Origin of the sequence: Flavobacterium sp. IB48, assembly GCF_016405855.1 — a bacterium.
Taxonomy (GTDB): Bacteria; Bacteroidota; Bacteroidia; order Flavobacteriales; family Flavobacteriaceae; genus Flavobacterium; species Flavobacterium ginsengisoli.
This window is the reverse complement of sequence record NZ_JAEFCA010000001.1, coordinates 1,561,696-1,577,204: the sequence shown is the minus strand read 5'-3', so window position 1 is coordinate 1,577,204 and position 15,509 is coordinate 1,561,696. Positions and strand designations below refer to the sequence as shown.

Sequence of the window (15,509 nt, the reverse complement as noted above, 5' to 3'; positions counted from 1 at the left end):
TTGAAGTTATTTCTTTGGAGCTAGAATTGTTTTCATCATGGCATCTTCTTTTAAGATTACATCATAATAATACAATTCTCCATACAGCTGTCGGGCGAATTCAGCGGTAATATAACGGTTCACAAGCGCTTTCGTTTTATCCAATTTCAAATCTAAACCTGTCATCAGGATATAATTCTTGAATTTTTTGAAATACACATCTGAAGTTTTCATTTTAGCTAAAAATCCAGCAAAACTATCTCCTGCAAAAGCATTTCTGTTTTTGTCTAATTCTTCAAAAACAAAATGGCCAACAATTCCTGTTTGCAATAAATAAGCAACATTTTCATTTCCGTGCTCTGCTTCGATTGGAACAAAAACATCAGGAACAATTCCGCCGCCACCGTAAACAATTTTACCTTTCGGAGTTTTAAATTTTAAAGAATCGGCCACTTTTATGCTATCTTTTGCATACAATTCGCCTGTTGCGATTCTAGATTCAGATTCTTTAAAATATTCTTCGTTTCCTTTTTTATATGGCTTTTGAATGGATCTTCCTGTCGGAGTATAATAACGTGCTACAGTTAATCGTACTGCAGATCCGTCATTGAAATCCATTTCTCTTTGAACTAGACCTTTTCCAAAAGAGCGTCTTCCGACAATTGTTCCGCGGTCATTATCTTGAATGGCTCCAGCTAAGATTTCGCTTGCAGAAGCACTATTTTCATTAATTAAAACATACACTTTTCCAGTTTCAAAACTTCCTGCTTTTGTGGCGTATGTTTTTTCGGTAGAACCGTTTTTGCTTTTTGTAAAAACGATTAATTGTTTGTCTTTCAAAAATTCATCTGCAATTGCAATTGCTTCTTCCATATAACCGCCTCCATTGTCGCGAAGGTCAATTACAAGGGACTGAATTCCTTTTTGTTTTAATCTCGTTAAACCTGTTTTGAACTCGTTGAAAGTAGTTTCTGCAAAACGGTTTATTTTGATGTAACCTACATTATCCCCAACTAACAAAGAAGCATCAACACTCTTAATCGGAATGATATCTCGTTTTACTTTAAACTTTAATTTCTTTTGTTCTGATTTTCTAAAAACAGTCAATTCAATTTCTGAACCTTGAAGACCTTTTAATTTAGAAAACAAACTATCAGAAGGCAGTTTTCTGCCATATAATTTGGTTTTTCCTGCAAATAAAATACGATCGCCAGATTTTATTCCCGCTTTAGCTGAAGGACCGTTTTCGACTGGCTTTATAATCGCTACCGAATCTTTATACATATAAAAATTGATTCCGATTCCGACGAAATCTCCTTTCATACTTTCGGCAACCTCAGCCTGTTCACTTGGCGGAATATAAACTGAATGCGGATCTAATTTAGAAAGAATATTATCGACTGTAAGGTTTACAATCGAATCGGTATTGACGCTATCAACATATTCGGTGTTGATAAAATCAATAAGTTTATTAAGCTTGGTTTTAGAGTAATTTTTAGCCAAAAGCTGGTCGCTTGCAGGAGCATTCATAAGGCTTCCGGCAATTGTTCCAAGGGCAAAAGTTGCTCCTATTACGATCGGCAAATATTTCGAATTAAATTTCATTACTCTTCCAAAACAGGAATATGTTCTACTTCTACACCTGCTTTTATTAAAAATTGAATTCCAGAATCGTCACGATATCCATCTTTGTACACCACTCTTTTTATTCCTGACTGATGTATTAATTTACTGCATTCTTTGCAAGGCGAAAGCGTAATATACAGTGTTGAGCCTTCACAAGACTGAGTCGATCTTGCTACTTTTAGAATGGCATTTGCTTCGGCGTGTAAAACATCCCAGCGGGTTAATCCGTCTTCATCTTCGCAGCAATTTTCAAATCCAGATGGCGTACCATTGTAACCATCAGAAATGATCATTCTGTCTTTTACGATAATAGCACCAACTTGTTTACGTTTACAATAAGAAAGCAAACTCCACTCTTTTGCAATTCTCAGATATGCTTTATCGTATTTATTCCGTTTTTTTACTTCCATTTAATTTATCTGTTCCAAATTGGGCTTTCAATAATCATCGGAATTACAACTCCAATAATAAAAGCCGACATTACAAGTGCCCAGTCGCGTTTTGAAAAACGAAAAACAGTCTGCACTATATATGAAATTACCAGAACAACAAAAACTACTACTAGTTGAGCAGCTTCTATTCCTAAGGCAAACTCTCCCAAAGGTAACAATTTTGAGGTTGCAGAACCTCCTAAAATTGTTTTGAAATAATTAGAAAAACCTAGTCCGTGAATAATTCCAAAGAATAAAGTTATGAAAAATACCAGATTTACGCCATCATTTTTTGAGGTCTTTCCTGCTGTAAATAAATGATAAAGAGCTGTTACGAGAATTGTAATCGGAATCAAGAATTCTACAATATTTACTTTTATGGCAATTATTCCGTAAACAGAAAGAATTAAAGCCAAGGTATGACCAATTGTAAAAAGAGAAACCAATAAAAAAATCCTTTTCCAGTCTTTAAATAAATACGGAACGGTTAAGGCGATTAAAAAAAGAACGTGATCGTAAGCATTGATATCTAAAACGTGTTTTAATCCTATTTGAAAATAAATCCAAAATTGTGACATAGGTGTATTGCAATTAAATAATTAGGGGTTGTAAACTTACGATTAATTTTCAAACTTAAATATTCGAGACGCCAAATCCTTCAATAAAGAAAAGTTAAATTTATGAGAATTTTAAAATTGTTAAATTAAAATAAAATTTATCTTTGTTTAACAAAAATACTTTTAATTATGTCATTTTCAGAATTATTTGATAGCGAATTCAAGCAAAGAAATAAAGGACACTTTTCTGCTATCGTACGTGTAGCACTAGCAGATGGAGTTGTATATCCAGAAGAAAAAGCCTTTTTAGACAAACTTGCTGCTCGTTTAGAAATTACAGAATCGGAATACGAAGAAATTCTTAGCGATCCTTTAAAATATCCGATCAATCCACCGTATTCTTACGTTCAACGTTTAGAGCGTTTATATGATTTAACAAGAATGGTTCATGTTGATCACCATCTTGAAGATAAACAAGAAGTGCTTCTAAAAAAGATAAGTGTTGCCCTTGGATTTACACCAAGCAACGTAGATTACATTATTGCAAAAGCATTGTCATTGGTTGACAAAAAAGTGGATGCAGATACTTTTATCTATGAAATGCAACATATGCATAAATAATATTCTTCTTTAAGAATTAATTAAAAAAAAAGAAACCCGATAATTGATTTTATCGGGTTTCCTTTTTTTTTAGATCGTTTATTTTGCTTGAACGACATTTATGCTATTAAAAAAATCTCCATTTTGGAGGCTAATAGAAAGAACTCTTTCTGCATTTGTTGCATTTTTATTCATTGTAATAATAATCGTTTTTCCATCCTTTCTCTCTACTTGAAATTCAGAATTTGTAACAACAAAGTCTTTTGAAATCTTATTAATATTACTCAAGTCAACCCCCACTTTATTTAGTGCAATACCATTCAACCACCAGCCATCATATTCTGAAGTAATAGTTACAGAATTACTTTCAGAACTAAAGTTGGCTGTTTTTTGCGAAAGCTTGATATTGTCATCCCATTTTCCTTCAATATTAGGTCCATTTTTATCACTATCACAAGAAGCAAGTGGCAAAAACATTACACTTAATAAGAGTCCAAAAATTAATTTTAATTTCATAATACTGGTTTTAGTTTGTCGGTTAAATTTAATCAAATTTTTCTCAGAAAAAATAATTCACTTATAAGATATATTAAATAAAAAATGGTTGCGTGTTATTTTTTAGCTTTCAGCATTCGGCAACAGTTAACCATTTCATAATTAAAGCTTTAAAATTTAACTCAAAACAAAACCCGACAGGTTTTAAAAATCTGTCGGGTTTGCATGAAAAATGTGATTAAAAACAAAATACTTAGTTAGTCTCGTGTTTTCTTCGTTTTAACGTTTATAACCATTTATGTTTTTAATTTCTCTTAAGCTCATTCCATAATTTTGATCCACATTTAGATCCCAAACATCAGGTTTCGAGTAAGTACTTTTATCAAATAAATCTGCACCTTTAATAAATTGTATTGAACCAGTAATCTCTTTAATCATACCCGTTTTTACTTTTAAATAATCATAAAGCATATTATTGGATTCACTGACTTTTTCAACAACAATTAAAAAATTCATTTCATTTGCATTTGTTCCCTGTAAGGCTGCGTTTCTAACATAACCAGGACTTAAATATTTTACTTTTCCCGTAAATTCAACATCATAAGTATGTCCAAAAGATGTATTTTCTACACCACGAACTATATTAAAATCTACTAATTCTACATTATCAAAAGATTCTTGAGCTATTTTAGTTTTAATTATATTCTGAATTGCTGCATCTTTTGGCAAATCATTACAGGATATAAAAAGCACCAAGAAGCTAAATAATAATGTTTTTTTCATAAAGTATTTATTTTTCGTTTTTCAATTATACTTAATTCGCTTCAGCCATAAATTCCTCGGCTTTTTCTACCATATTATAGCTTCCGCAGAAGAAAGGAACTCTTTGATGCAATTCGGTTGGTTGAATTTCTAAAATTCTTCCAAAACCATCTGTTGCTTTTCCTCCCGCCTGTTCTGCTAAAAATGCCATCGGATTACATTCGTACAACAAACGTAATTTTCCTTTTGGCGCTTTTGAACTTGTCGGATAAATATAAACTCCGCCTTTTATCATATTTCGATGAAAATCGGCTACCAAACTTCCTATATACCTTGAAGTATAAGGTCTATCTCCTTCTTCGCGCTGGCAGTATTTAATATAATTTTTTACTCCCTGCGGAAAATGAACATAATTTCCTTCGTTTACTGAATAGATATTTCCGTTTTCTGGAAATTTCATGTTTGGGTGCGAAAGATAAAATGTACCTATCGCTGGATTTAACGTAAAACCATTCACGCCATGTCCAGTAGTATAAACCAACATCGTTGAAGTTCCATAAATTACATAGCCTGCTGCAACTTGATTGATTCCCGGTTGTAAAAAATCCTCGCTAGTTACCGGAGTTCCTATTGGAGTTACTCTTCTGAAAACAGAAAAGATAGTTCCTACAGAAACATTTACATCAATGTTTGAAGATCCGTCAAGCGGATCCATTAAGATCACGTACTTATTATTATGACTGTTGTCGCTCCCCTGAACAGTAATAAAATCGTCGTTTTCTTCAGAAGCAATACCACAGACAATCTCACGGTTTATTAACGTCTGGATAAATACTTCGTTTGCATAGACATCTAATTTTTGCTGGTCTTCTCCTTGAATATTCTGTTCGCCTGCGGCTCCCACAATATCTACTAAACCCGCTTGGTTTACTTTATGGTTGACAACTTTTGCTGCCAATCGAATAGAGTTGATAATTCGCGAGAGTTCTCCCGACGAATACTGAAATGCTTTTTGGTTCTCAATAATAAACTCTCCCAGTGTTTTATTGCGTTCTTCCATTTCTAAATCGTTATAGTTTTATTTTTAAGTCACAAATATCGCTTATTTTGTGAGAATGATTTAAAAATTATTTTGTTAGTTTGCTACTATTGTATATTTGCTAATAATCTGCAAAAAGCACTACTTAAAATGAGGCTTTTTTAGATATTAAATAGTTAAAAATAGGAATATATGAATATTAGAAAAGGAAATCCTGAAGATATGAAATCGGTGTTAGGGCTTATTCAGGAGCTGGCTATATTCGAAAAAGAACCCGATGCGGTTGTCATTACAGAAGAGGATTTAGTGCGAGACGGCTTTGGAGAAAAACCATTATTTCATGTTTTTGTAGCAGAGATCGAAAACGAAGAAAAACAAAAGGAAATTGTTGGAATTGCTTTATATTATTATCGCTATTCGACTTGGAAAGGAAAGACAATTCATCTTGAAGATTTGATTGTAAAAGAAAAGATGCGAGGCACTGGTTTAGGTTCTGCTCTTTATGCCGAAATCATGAAACAAGGAAGAAGAGATAATGTAAGAAGAGTGGAATGGAATGTTTTGGCATGGAATACACCAGCGGTTAATTTTTACAAGAATTCTGGCGCAAGAATTCTAGAAGACTGGCAAGTTGTACAAATGGATGAAGCAGGAGTTAATTTGTTCTTAGAAAAATTATAAAAAAATAGTTTGCCACTAATTTCACGAATTAGCACGAATTAAATTTGTGGAAATTTGCGGAATTAGTGGCAGAAAAAACAAAATACTAGGTTTCTGTTTGAATCTGAAATCTAAAATCTAAAAATCTATTAATTAAAAAATGAGAGTATTTAAATTTGGTGGTGCATCGGTAAAAGATGCAGATGGAATTAAAAACGTATATGACGTTTTACAGAAAGTAGGTTATGAAGATGTGATTCTTGTAGTTTCAGCTATGGGAAAAACAACAAATGCTCTTGAAGTTGTAATCAAGAATTACTTTGAAAAATCGACAGAATTAAATGCTTCTGTACAAGAAATTAAAAAATACCACAATCAGATCTTATTAGATTTGTTTGAAGATGAAAATCATTCCGTTTTCAATGCTGTAAATGCACAGTTTGCTGAGTTGGAATACTTTTTAGCTCATAATAAATCTCCAAATTACAACTTTGTTTACGATCAAGTGGTAAGTTTTGGTGAATTGATTTCGACTAATATCTTAAGCCATTATATGAATTTCAGAGGAATTCAAACGCAATGGCTTGATGTTCGCAATTTCATTAAAACGAATGCAAATTATAGAGATGCAGAAGTTGATTGGGAAACTACGCAACAAAACATCAGTAAAAATGTACCTAGAAAACAATTAAATATTACACAAGGTTTCTTAGGTGCTGATGAAAATAATTTCACAACGACTCTTGGCCGTGAAGGTTCTGATTATACTGCTGGAATTTTTGCTTACTGCTTAAATGCAGAAAGTGTAACAATCTGGAAAGACGTTCCTGGAGTTATGAATGCCGATCCGCGTTATTTTGAAAATGCAAGTTTGTTAAACCAGATTTCATACCGCGAAGCAATCGAATTAGCTTTTTACGGAGCAACGGTTATTCACCCAAAAACATTACAGCCCTTACAGAAAAAAGAAATTCCGTTGTACGTAAAATCTTTTATCAACCCGTTATTAAAAGGAACTTGTGTTTCTAAAGGAGTTGATTTGGAACCGCAATATCCATGTTTTATCGTAAAAAGAGAACAGCTTTTAATTTCACTTTCATCAATTGATTTCTCTTTCATTATGGAAGAAAACATCAGTGAGATTTTTGGTCTATTCCACGAATTTAAAATCAAAGTAAACTTGATTCAGAACTCTGCAATTAGTTTCTCTGTTTGTGTGGAAGATAAATTTGGAAATTTCCCAGAATTGAATGCTATTCTTTCTAAAAAATTCAAAGTAGAATACAGCGAAAATGTAACTTTATATACAATCCGTCACTTTACAGAAGAGGCTGCGCAAACTGTTGAAGCTAACAAAGAGGTTTTATTGAAACAAGTTAGCCGCGAAACAATGCAAATTGTGACTAAAGAATTAAACTAATATTGCTTTATAAAAGGTAATTATTTCAATTCAAAAATTATTGATAAGGCTTCACTGATTAAGTGAGGCCTTTTTTATTATGAAAGAATTTTCTCTGTTTTTTCTCTATTTTTTGATTACATTTACTCTTCCTACTAAAGAACTCAAAATGAGCAGAAAAAACATTTTATTCACTATTATTATCTTTGATGTTTTATACATTGGCATAACTTTAAGTCCGCTGCTTACAAAAGAAATAAAAGACATCTCTTACTCTGATTTTAGATTGGTAATTGGGCCTTTTTTATCTACACTTGCAATTCTCATCAGTTACATACAGTTAAAAAAGGAAAAGCGAACAAGCAATAGCAGTATTCCCAATAATTCTTAACGATGGAAAATCAAAAGCCCACCGAGGAAGAAAAAAACAGTTGGCATAACGATCCCGATAATTGGGTTTGGGGAATGTTTTACTATAACCCAAAAGATGCAAGAATGTTTCCTCCAAAGAAAATTAAAGGACTAGGATGGACTATTAATTTTGCAAATCCTAATTCGGTTTTTCTTTGCGCTGTGCTTATTCTTGTTTTAATGATTTTATCAGAAAGCATCAAATAATATATTACCTCGTCCTACTATTTTCTGACTGTTCAACTTCTGTTTTTTTATACGTTGTCTTTTTTGAATCTCCGAAATTGTATGTTGCAATTAGTTTAAAATAATCTGTACTATACGTTCGATGATAATAAATTTGCGTTTGTCCGACATTATAATCGCCAGAAACCATAAACTTATGAAAGATGTCGTTTGCTGTAAAATTGAGTTTTAATGCATCTTTAAAAAAGTTTCTCTCTATTCCTAAAGTTATAGTCGAACGGCCATTTTCGTTTCCTAACCCATAGCTTCTATCACTTAAATACCAAGCCAAAAGTTGGAGTTTAAAAAGTTTAAGAATCGTAAATGTATTATTAGTATATAAATAAATTTGAGGCTCTACAGGACTAAAAGCAAATGCATAAAAATTATCTACCGATTTCTGCCATGTAATGCTAGCTGTATTAACAGAATTCCACCATTTAATATTGAAAGCTCTAGAAAGTGAGGCGAAAAAAGTATGTCCTTTTTCGAGATTCAATGCCCTTAAAATATAGCTATTTGGCGTGTCTCCGCGTAAAGCGGCTGCCGAAATGGGATCAATTTTATAAGTGTACCCAACTTTAAAATCGAACTTTTTGTACATCATACCTATTTCAAAAGCATGTGTTTTTTCTGGAAGCAAATTCGGATTTCCTTCAATCGTCGTAAAAGGATCTTGATAAATTACATACGGATTTAAAGCCTGATATCTAGGTCTTGTAATTCTGGAAACATATGAAAAATGCCCTTTCCAATCTTCTGAAAGATTAAAATTTAAAAGTGCATTTGGAAAAAAATTGCTGTACGATTTATCAAATTTCTGAGTTCCGTTGGCATCTGTAAACAAATCATAACTTGTTTTTTCTCCTCTTACACCAAGCGAAAAATTAACCTTTTCATTCAATGTCCCGATATAATTTAAGTACGCAGCAGCAATTTTTTCATTGTATTCAAAATCACTCGAAAGCTCATCGTCTAGCTCAAAATTTATTTCATCATCAGAAATCAAAAAATCTGTTCCTGAGTTTATCGTCGCGCGACTAAACTTTGCTCCTATTTCTAATTTTGTTTTTTCATTTATTTTCTTCGAATAATCGGCTTGAACTGCAATTATATTAATTCGGCTCCCAACATTATTCTTTAAATATCTTTCGGCATTTGTTTCCTCAATCTCACTATTTTCATCGATAAAATCTCTTATAGTTTGATTGTAATTTGAAAATTGCGATCCAATAAATAGTGTTGAGCCTTTGCTGGTTGTCAAATTATAATTCAAATTGATGAACTGATTTAATAAAACATCATTTCGGTCAACATCTGTGGCATAAAAACTTTTTCCTGAATTGTTGGTTATAGAATTTCTACTTTCTGTAATTCCGCCCAAATCATTCACATTGCCACTATAAGCCAATGAAATATAGTTGTTTGGAGAAAAAGTATACTGAAGTCCGAATCCGAAATTAGAAAAATTATTAAATCTCCTTTTCCAGTCGGTTGCCAATTCCGATTTCATAAAATCATCAGGATCTGGACGCGTTCTCGTTGTGTACAGCAATTCGCGATTTCTTCCTAACTGCAAACCGTAATTGGTTACAAAAGAAAATTTTCCTTTAGAATAATTAAAATCTAAAAGCGTGTTATAAAGCGTTCCTCCAAATTTAGAAATTGTGACGTGCTGATTGACAGCGCCCATCATGCCACTTTCAATGTTTTGTTTGGTAATAATATTGATAACCGCTTTTCCTTCTGCATCGTATCTAGCAGAAGGATTGGAAATGACTTCAATCTTTTGAATCTGCGAAACCGGAATTGCTGCAAAGCGCTCATAATTTATCAAAACTCCGTTGAGATAAATAATGGCTTCACCTTTTCCAACAACGCTGATTTCTCCGTCGGCAACCACAACATTGGACACTCTTCCAAGCAATTCGCTTACCGAACTGCTTGTTGCCAGAACAGTTCCGTTTACGTTGACATCAATATTTCCGTTTGATCTGTATTTTAGCAATGAAGTCTGATTTTTTATAACTACTTCATTTAACTCATTTTGCTCTTTTTCTTTCTCTTTCTCCTTTTCTTTAACAATTATAGTATCTTGAGCAGACTTTAATAGTTTTTTCCCAAGGATTACATCATCACTATAATAGCTTTTATCTTTAACATTTTTTATGCGTTGCGCTTTTATTTCTATTGATGAAAAAATCAGAAAAAAAACATAAAGGATAACCAATTTTAGAAATCTCATAAACTTTAATAATTAAAGGTTTGACTTTTATTTGAAACAAAAGTCATCCGAAAATCAATAAATGAGATTGTAAAAAGCGAAATCGGGAGTACGAATTTATAAATTCACACTCTATTTCATGACTGCAAAGCCTGAATTTGGTAATTAAGAGGCGTTGTACCAGTATGTTTTTTGAAAGCGGCAAAAAAGGTCGATTTAGAATTAAAACCAACATCGTAACCAACAGATTCTAGTGTTAATTTATCTGTAGAAGTAATTATTCTACAAGCTTCATTGATTCTAAATTCGTTTACAAAACTGGTAAAATTCTTTCCTAAATTGTTATTCAAAAACTGCGATAGCTGATGACTTGAAATATTAATTTCTTTAGACAAATCTTGAAGCGTTAAGTTTGGATTTTTATACAAACTTTTTTCAAACATCGCATTTTCTAGTTTTTCTAACCATATTGTTGCTTCTGTTGCCTCTATTTTTTTATTGGAAATCTTTCCATTTAATAAAAATAAATCGTCTGTTTTTTTTCTGTACAAAAGAATCGAAATTCCTAAATATAAAATAAATGAAAAAACCACTGCACCGCTTATGTAAGTTGCTGCAGAAGCTCCCATAATAGCCAAGAAATAAAATAGGAATAAGAGAAAATTCCCAAAATAAAGCATTGAAAACCATATTTCGGCTGGAGTATTTTTTTCTTTTCTGTTCAAGATTTTTTTCAGCACACCGCGAAGTTCGTAGCCAGCAAATGCAATGTAAACAAACCACTGAAAATAAATGATTCTTATAAAATAGCCACTCCAAAATTTCGGATATACTTCATACGGATACAAAATACCAACAGCAATGATTAAAGTTCCCCAAAATGCCAATATAAATTTCCATGATTTGGGCATAATCTGTACTTCATCTACTGCCGATTTGATGAAATAATACAAACATGGCCCGATAAAAAAACAAGCTGTAAGTCCGAATTGGAGATACATTTTTGGCAATTCTGGATGAAAATAAACAAATACAGATTTTGCAATTCGAATACTTAGCGCAAATAAAAGCGCACCCAAAAAATAATTCGTCAGGTATTTTTTCTTGGTAAAAAAGAAAAAATAAATCCCGAGAATAATTCCATTGAAAGCTCCCAAAGCACTAAAAAAGAATAAAAGTTCTTTACTAGTATCCATAATTTAAATTGATTATATCCTAAACAAAGCTAAAATATTATTTTTAAATGGAAATTAATTAACTTTATAATAGCCAAATAATTCCAAAAATTATGAAAAACATTAACGACCCAAGCGAAGAAACTAAAAACCGATGGGAAAATGACCCCAATAATTGGATTTGGGGAATGTTTTATTATAATCCGAAAGATAAAAGATCTTATTTTCCAAAACGAATAAAGGAATTTGGATGGCATGCCAATTACGCAAATCCTATTTTTATTGTAATTATCGCGTTTTTAGCCTTAATAATTCTACTTTTCATTAAATATGCAAAATAAGAATTGGCGCTTCTTTTCTCATCTCTAAAACTACATTTTCCGACACAACAATTCCCAATTATAAATACTACTTTTGACTTTTTAGAGTTAAAGTATTTATGTTGAAAAAATTACTGTTTTTGACGGTTTTCTTCTGGTTTTCTGCGCTTCAGGCTCAAGAAACCGAATCACTGTACAAAACAAAAAAAGTAATTGTTTCAAAAGATACTATTCGGCTTGAAAAAGTAGCCATCAACTCTGGATTTTTTCAAATTCTAAATACTAAAAACGAACCGATCGATTCAACTTTTTATAAAGTCGATTTTCAAAAAGGATATTTGCTTTTAAATGAAAAATATCCATCGGTTTCAGATACTTTAATTGTCAACTATCTTAATTATCCCGATTTCTTAACCAAAGAATACAGTCTTTATAAATCGGATCAGATTGTAAGTGGCGATGTCGGAACAGAAAAACTTTACCGAATAGATAATAACTCAAATGGCAAAAAAGTAACACCTTTTGACGGTCTAGAAACTTCTGGAAGTATTACCCGCGGTGTTACAATTGGCAATAATCAGAGTACAGTTTTAAACTCCAATTTAGATTTACAAATTACAGGAAAACTTTCAGATAAGGTAAGTTTAAGAGCTTCACTCCAAGACAATAATATTCCGTTGCAAGATGGCGGTTATTCGCAAAAACTGGATCAGTTTGATAATATTTTCATTGAACTATTCAGCAATGATTGGAACATTCGCGCCGGCGATGTTTTTTTAGAAAATAGAAAAACACAATTTTTAAGTTTCAATAAAAAAGTTCAAGGACTTTCTGCCAACTTTGATTTTGATACCGAAACAAGCAAAACTAATGTTTTTGCTTCGGTCGCTTTTGTAAAAGGCCAATATGCCAAAAGTACTTTTACAGGTCAAGAAGGAAATCAAGGTCCGTATAAATTAAAAGGTCAGAATGGCGAATTGTATGTTTTGGTAATTTCGGGTTCGGAGCGAGTTTATGTAAATGGCGTTTTATTAAAAAGAGGAGAAAACAATGATTATGTGATTGATTATAATGCTGGAGAAATTGTCTTTACTTCGCTTTTTACCATTACTTCCGAAATGCGTATCAATGTCGAATACCAATATTCTGAACGAAATTACAACCGATTAGTCACTTACGCTGGTGCAACTCACGAAAATAAAAATTGGAGTTTTGGCGGTTATTTATATTCAGAAAATGACATGAAAAATCAGCCTTTACAGCAAAATCTATCTCCAGAACAAGTTCAGATTTTGAGTCAGGCGGGCGATGATGTCAATTTGATGAAAGCACCTTCTGCTTATGAAGATACTTATGCCGACAATAAAATTTTATACAAAAAAATACTCGTCAATTCGGTCGAAGTTTATGAATATTCTAACAATCCGGCGGATGTTTTGTATAACGTTAGGTTTAGTCAAGTTGGTGCAAATGCAGGAAATTATATTATTCAGAACAATAATTCTGTTGAGCGTATTTATCAATATGTCGAACCAATAAACGGTGTTCTTCAAGGAAATTACGAACCAATCGTACAGCTTGTTGCGCCAATAAAACTACAAGTGGCAACATTTTTAGGAAAGTACAATCCTAATGAGAAAACATTGGTTGACTTTGAATTGGCTGTAAGCAACAATGACCAAAATTTATTTTCTGATATTGATGATTCTAATAACGAAGGAATTGCTTTTAAAACCAATCTTAAAAAACGTCTTTTCTCTAAAAGTTGGAGTTTAGATGCTTTCGCGAATTATCAATACGTGCAGCAAAATTTTAAATCGGTTGAGCGTTTGTATAATATTGAGTTTAATCGCGATTGGAATTTAACGGGAACACTTTTGGGCAATCAAAGTCTTTTGGTTACAGGTTTAAATTTTGATTTATTCTCTAAAAATAAAACTTCAAATATTGGTTTATTGACATATCAATTCGAAAAATTGGATTTTAGCGAAAGCTATTCTGGCGTTAGACATACGACAAATGCTTTATTCAAATTGAAAAATTGGACAGTTGAGAACAGCGGAAGTTTCCTTAATACTGATGCTACATCTTCGACTTCAAAATTCATTAGAAACCAAACTAGAACCAAATATCATTTTGGCAAAAATTGGGTTGGAGGAAGTATGCAACTAGAAGACAATCAACAAAAAGATAAAATCACCAATCAGTTTTCGGCGTTAAGCCAAAGATTTTCAGAATATGGATTTTTTACAGGACGTGGCGACAGCACTAAAGTTTTCGTGGAAGTTGGTTTTCTCCAAAGACGCAACGATAGTTTGCAAAACGGATTATTGCAACATGTTAATAATTCACAGACTTATTATTTAAAGTCCAAATTGATTCAGAACAAAAAAACCGATTTAGCGGTTTATGCGAGTTATCGAAATTTAGATTTTACAGATGAATCCAGACAGAATGAACCGTCATTAAATTCAAGGATTTTATACAATGATCGTTTTTTTAATCAGCTCATGCAAATTGGAACGACTTACGAAACGAGTTCTGGAACTATTGCACAACAAGAATTTACATACGTAGAAGTTCCAACTGGACAAGGAGTTTACACTTGGAACGATTATAACGGAAACGGAATTCAGGAATTGGAAGAGTTTGAAATTGCCGTTTACCAAGACCAAGCGAGATATGTGAGAGTCTTTTTGCCGAATCAAATTTATATTAAAACCAATCAAAACAAGTTTTCGCAATCATTAACCTTGAATCCGCTACAGTGGCAAAATGAAAAAGGTTTCAAAAAACTGTTGTCTTATTTCTATAATCAGACTTCTTTTATAATGGATCGAAAGGTAAAAAGCGAAGGCGAAAAACTAGAACTTAATCCGTTTAATTCCTCAGAAGAAAATATTTTAGGACTGAATTCGAGTTTTAGAAACAGTTTATTTTACAATCGAGGCAAGCAAAAACATTCTGTCACGTATTCTTATTTGGTAAACAAAGGCAAAAGTTTACTTTCTATCGGCTCACAAAACGTCCAGAATTATTCGCATCAAATTCAATACACACATTTATATCAAAAAAGCTGGCTGTTTAATTTCTTTACCAAAACCATAAAAACCGATTTGGTTTCTAAAGATTTTACAGAGAAAAACTATGATATTCAAGGTTGGCAATTGGCGCCCAAAGTGAGTTATTTATTTTCTAAAAACACCAAATTGGATTTCTTTTATGAACTTCAAAGCAAGAAAAACCAAATTGGAAATTTCGAAACTTTGGACCAAAACAGAATCGGAACTTCTTTTTCTTATGCAGGTGAAAGGAAAGTAACCGTAAATGGCGAATTTTCTTTTTATGAAAATAAATTTAATGGAAACGAGTTTTCGTCAGTAGGTTTTCAGATGCTGGAAGGGCTTCAAGCAGGATCAAATTTGGTTTGGAAACTTCTTCTACAAAAGAACATTACGTCTTTTTTGGATGTTAATTTAAATTATCAAGGACGCAAAAGCGATACTGGATCTACCATTCATACAGGAAATGTTCAGCTCCGTGCATATTTTTAATTGGTTGCGAAAAAGATGACAATAAATTGCTTAATTTTAATTGAAATTTAAA

15 protein-coding genes are annotated in these 15,509 nt (G+C 32.3%); 7 read left to right on the top strand and 8 right to left on the bottom strand.

Going from position 1 to position 15,509, the window contains the following annotated elements:
• Positions 1-6 precede the first annotated feature (6 nt).
• Genes JC605_RS06860 through JC605_RS06850 form a run of 3 tightly spaced genes read right to left on the bottom strand, consistent with a single transcriptional unit; the run spans position 7 to position 2,614 of the window.
• A complete protein-coding gene (locus JC605_RS06860; protein ID WP_198855466.1) occupies positions 7-1,584 on the bottom strand; it encodes a S41 family peptidase in 1,578 nt (525 codons plus the stop codon).
• Positions 1,584-2,015: a dCMP deaminase family protein gene (locus JC605_RS06855; protein ID WP_198855465.1), complete on the bottom strand. Its 432-nt coding sequence runs from the start codon at positions 2,013-2,015 to the stop codon at positions 1,584-1,586. Before JC605_RS06855 ends, JC605_RS06860 begins: the two co-directional genes overlap by 1 nt.
• Positions 2,016-2,020: 5 nt before the next feature.
• Positions 2,021-2,614: a HupE/UreJ family protein gene (locus JC605_RS06850; RefSeq protein WP_057115093.1), complete on the bottom strand. Its 594-nt coding sequence runs from the start codon at positions 2,612-2,614 to the stop codon at positions 2,021-2,023.
• A 168-nt stretch (positions 2,615-2,782) separates the two neighbouring features.
• Here JC605_RS06850 and JC605_RS06845 point away from each other — a divergent pair, with 168 nt between their 5' ends.
• A complete protein-coding gene (locus tag JC605_RS06845) occupies positions 2,783-3,214 on the top strand; it encodes a TerB family tellurite resistance protein (RefSeq protein ID WP_198855464.1) in 432 nt (143 codons plus the stop codon).
• 78 nt (positions 3,215-3,292) lie between these two features.
• On the opposite strand, the gene JC605_RS06840 is transcribed toward JC605_RS06845, so the two are convergent.
• From JC605_RS06840 to fbp, 3 genes are all read right to left on the bottom strand, one after another.
• The gene (locus tag JC605_RS06840) at positions 3,293-3,709 is read right to left on the bottom strand and encodes a hypothetical protein (protein WP_198855463.1); all 417 of its coding nucleotides are present in this window, start codon (positions 3,707-3,709) and stop codon (positions 3,293-3,295) included.
• A 258-nt stretch (positions 3,710-3,967) separates the two neighbouring features.
• Positions 3,968-4,471 (bottom strand): hypothetical protein, encoded by a 504-nt coding sequence (locus JC605_RS06835; RefSeq protein ID WP_198855462.1) that lies wholly within the window; start codon positions 4,469-4,471, stop codon positions 3,968-3,970.
• A 31-nt stretch (positions 4,472-4,502) separates the two neighbouring features.
• Positions 4,503-5,510: a class 1 fructose-bisphosphatase gene (gene fbp / locus JC605_RS06830; RefSeq protein ID WP_198855461.1), complete on the bottom strand. Its 1,008-nt coding sequence runs from the start codon at positions 5,508-5,510 to the stop codon at positions 4,503-4,505.
• 171 nt (positions 5,511-5,681) lie between these two features.
• Between fbp and JC605_RS06825 the strand changes: the two genes are divergently transcribed.
• The 4 genes from JC605_RS06825 to JC605_RS06810 all read left to right on the top strand — a co-directional run bounded on the left by JC605_RS06825 (position 5,682) and on the right by JC605_RS06810 (position 8,166).
• Positions 5,682-6,170 carry a GNAT family N-acetyltransferase gene (locus JC605_RS06825; RefSeq protein WP_198855460.1) on the top strand — a complete coding sequence of 163 codons (489 nt, stop codon included), beginning with the start codon at positions 5,682-5,684 and terminating at the stop codon, positions 6,168-6,170.
• 139 nt (positions 6,171-6,309) lie between these two features.
• Positions 6,310-7,569 (top strand): aspartate kinase, encoded by a 1,260-nt coding sequence (locus JC605_RS06820; protein ID WP_198855459.1) that lies wholly within the window; start codon positions 6,310-6,312, stop codon positions 7,567-7,569.
• A gap of 148 nt (positions 7,570-7,717) precedes the next feature.
• Positions 7,718-7,939 carry a hypothetical protein gene (locus tag JC605_RS06815; protein WP_198855458.1) on the top strand — a complete coding sequence of 74 codons (222 nt, stop codon included), beginning with the start codon at positions 7,718-7,720 and terminating at the stop codon, positions 7,937-7,939.
• A 2-nt stretch (positions 7,940-7,941) separates the two neighbouring features.
• Positions 7,942-8,166 (top strand): DUF5808 domain-containing protein, encoded by a 225-nt coding sequence (locus JC605_RS06810; protein ID WP_198855457.1) that lies wholly within the window; start codon positions 7,942-7,944, stop codon positions 8,164-8,166.
• 4 nt (positions 8,167-8,170) lie between these two features.
• On the opposite strand, the gene JC605_RS06805 is transcribed toward JC605_RS06810, so the two are convergent.
• Positions 8,171-10,429 (bottom strand): TonB-dependent receptor domain-containing protein, encoded by a 2,259-nt coding sequence (locus JC605_RS06805; protein WP_198855456.1) that lies wholly within the window; start codon positions 10,427-10,429, stop codon positions 8,171-8,173.
• A gap of 116 nt (positions 10,430-10,545) precedes the next feature.
• Complete coding sequence (locus JC605_RS06800) at positions 10,546-11,604, bottom strand: AraC family transcriptional regulator (RefSeq protein ID WP_198855455.1); 1,059 nt, start codon at positions 11,602-11,604, stop codon at positions 10,546-10,548.
• Between the two features lie 92 nt (positions 11,605-11,696).
• Between JC605_RS06800 and JC605_RS06795 the strand changes: the two genes are divergently transcribed.
• Together JC605_RS06795 and JC605_RS06790 are read left to right on the top strand one after the other, a co-directional pair.
• On the top strand, positions 11,697-11,924 hold the full coding sequence (locus JC605_RS06795) for a hypothetical protein (protein ID WP_198855454.1): 228 nt from the start codon (positions 11,697-11,699) through the stop codon (positions 11,922-11,924).
• Positions 11,925-12,022: 98 nt separating this feature from the next.
• Entirely contained in the window at positions 12,023-15,457 is a 3,435-nt protein-coding gene (locus JC605_RS06790) for a hypothetical protein (protein WP_198855453.1), read from the top strand.
• The last annotated feature ends 52 nt before the right edge of the window (positions 15,458-15,509 follow it).

Excerpts from the sequence above, each read along its gene's own strand:
- JC605_RS06820 (WP_198855459.1), top strand. The coding sequence starts at position 6,310 with ATGAGAGTATTTAAATTTGGTGGTGCATCGGTAAAAGATGCAGATGGA.
- JC605_RS06835 (WP_198855462.1), bottom strand. The coding sequence starts at position 4,471 with ATGAAAAAAACATTATTATTTAGCTTCTTGGTGCTTTTTATATCCTGT.
- JC605_RS06825 (WP_198855460.1), top strand. The coding sequence starts at position 5,682 with ATGAATATTAGAAAAGGAAATCCTGAAGATATGAAATCGGTGTTAGGG.
- JC605_RS06850 (WP_057115093.1), bottom strand. The coding sequence starts at position 2,614 with ATGTCACAATTTTGGATTTATTTTCAAATAGGATTAAAACACGTTTTA.
- JC605_RS06855 (WP_198855465.1), bottom strand. The coding sequence starts at position 2,015 with ATGGAAGTAAAAAAACGGAATAAATACGATAAAGCATATCTGAGAATT.
- JC605_RS06840 (WP_198855463.1), bottom strand. The coding sequence starts at position 3,709 with ATGAAATTAAAATTAATTTTTGGACTCTTATTAAGTGTAATGTTTTTG.
- JC605_RS06810 (WP_198855457.1), top strand. The coding sequence starts at position 7,942 with ATGGAAAATCAAAAGCCCACCGAGGAAGAAAAAAACAGTTGGCATAAC.
- fbp (WP_198855461.1), bottom strand. The coding sequence starts at position 5,510 with ATGGAAGAACGCAATAAAACACTGGGAGAGTTTATTATTGAGAACCAA.
- JC605_RS06815 (WP_198855458.1), top strand. The coding sequence starts at position 7,718 with ATGAGCAGAAAAAACATTTTATTCACTATTATTATCTTTGATGTTTTA.
- JC605_RS06790 (WP_198855453.1), top strand. The coding sequence starts at position 12,023 with ATGTTGAAAAAATTACTGTTTTTGACGGTTTTCTTCTGGTTTTCTGCG.
- JC605_RS06805 (WP_198855456.1), bottom strand. The coding sequence starts at position 10,429 with ATGAGATTTCTAAAATTGGTTATCCTTTATGTTTTTTTTCTGATTTTT.
- JC605_RS06860 (WP_198855466.1), bottom strand. The coding sequence starts at position 1,584 with ATGAAATTTAATTCGAAATATTTGCCGATCGTAATAGGAGCAACTTTT.
- JC605_RS06800 (WP_198855455.1), bottom strand. The coding sequence starts at position 11,604 with ATGGATACTAGTAAAGAACTTTTATTCTTTTTTAGTGCTTTGGGAGCT.
- JC605_RS06845 (WP_198855464.1), top strand. The coding sequence starts at position 2,783 with ATGTCATTTTCAGAATTATTTGATAGCGAATTCAAGCAAAGAAATAAA.
- JC605_RS06795 (WP_198855454.1), top strand. The coding sequence starts at position 11,697 with ATGAAAAACATTAACGACCCAAGCGAAGAAACTAAAAACCGATGGGAA.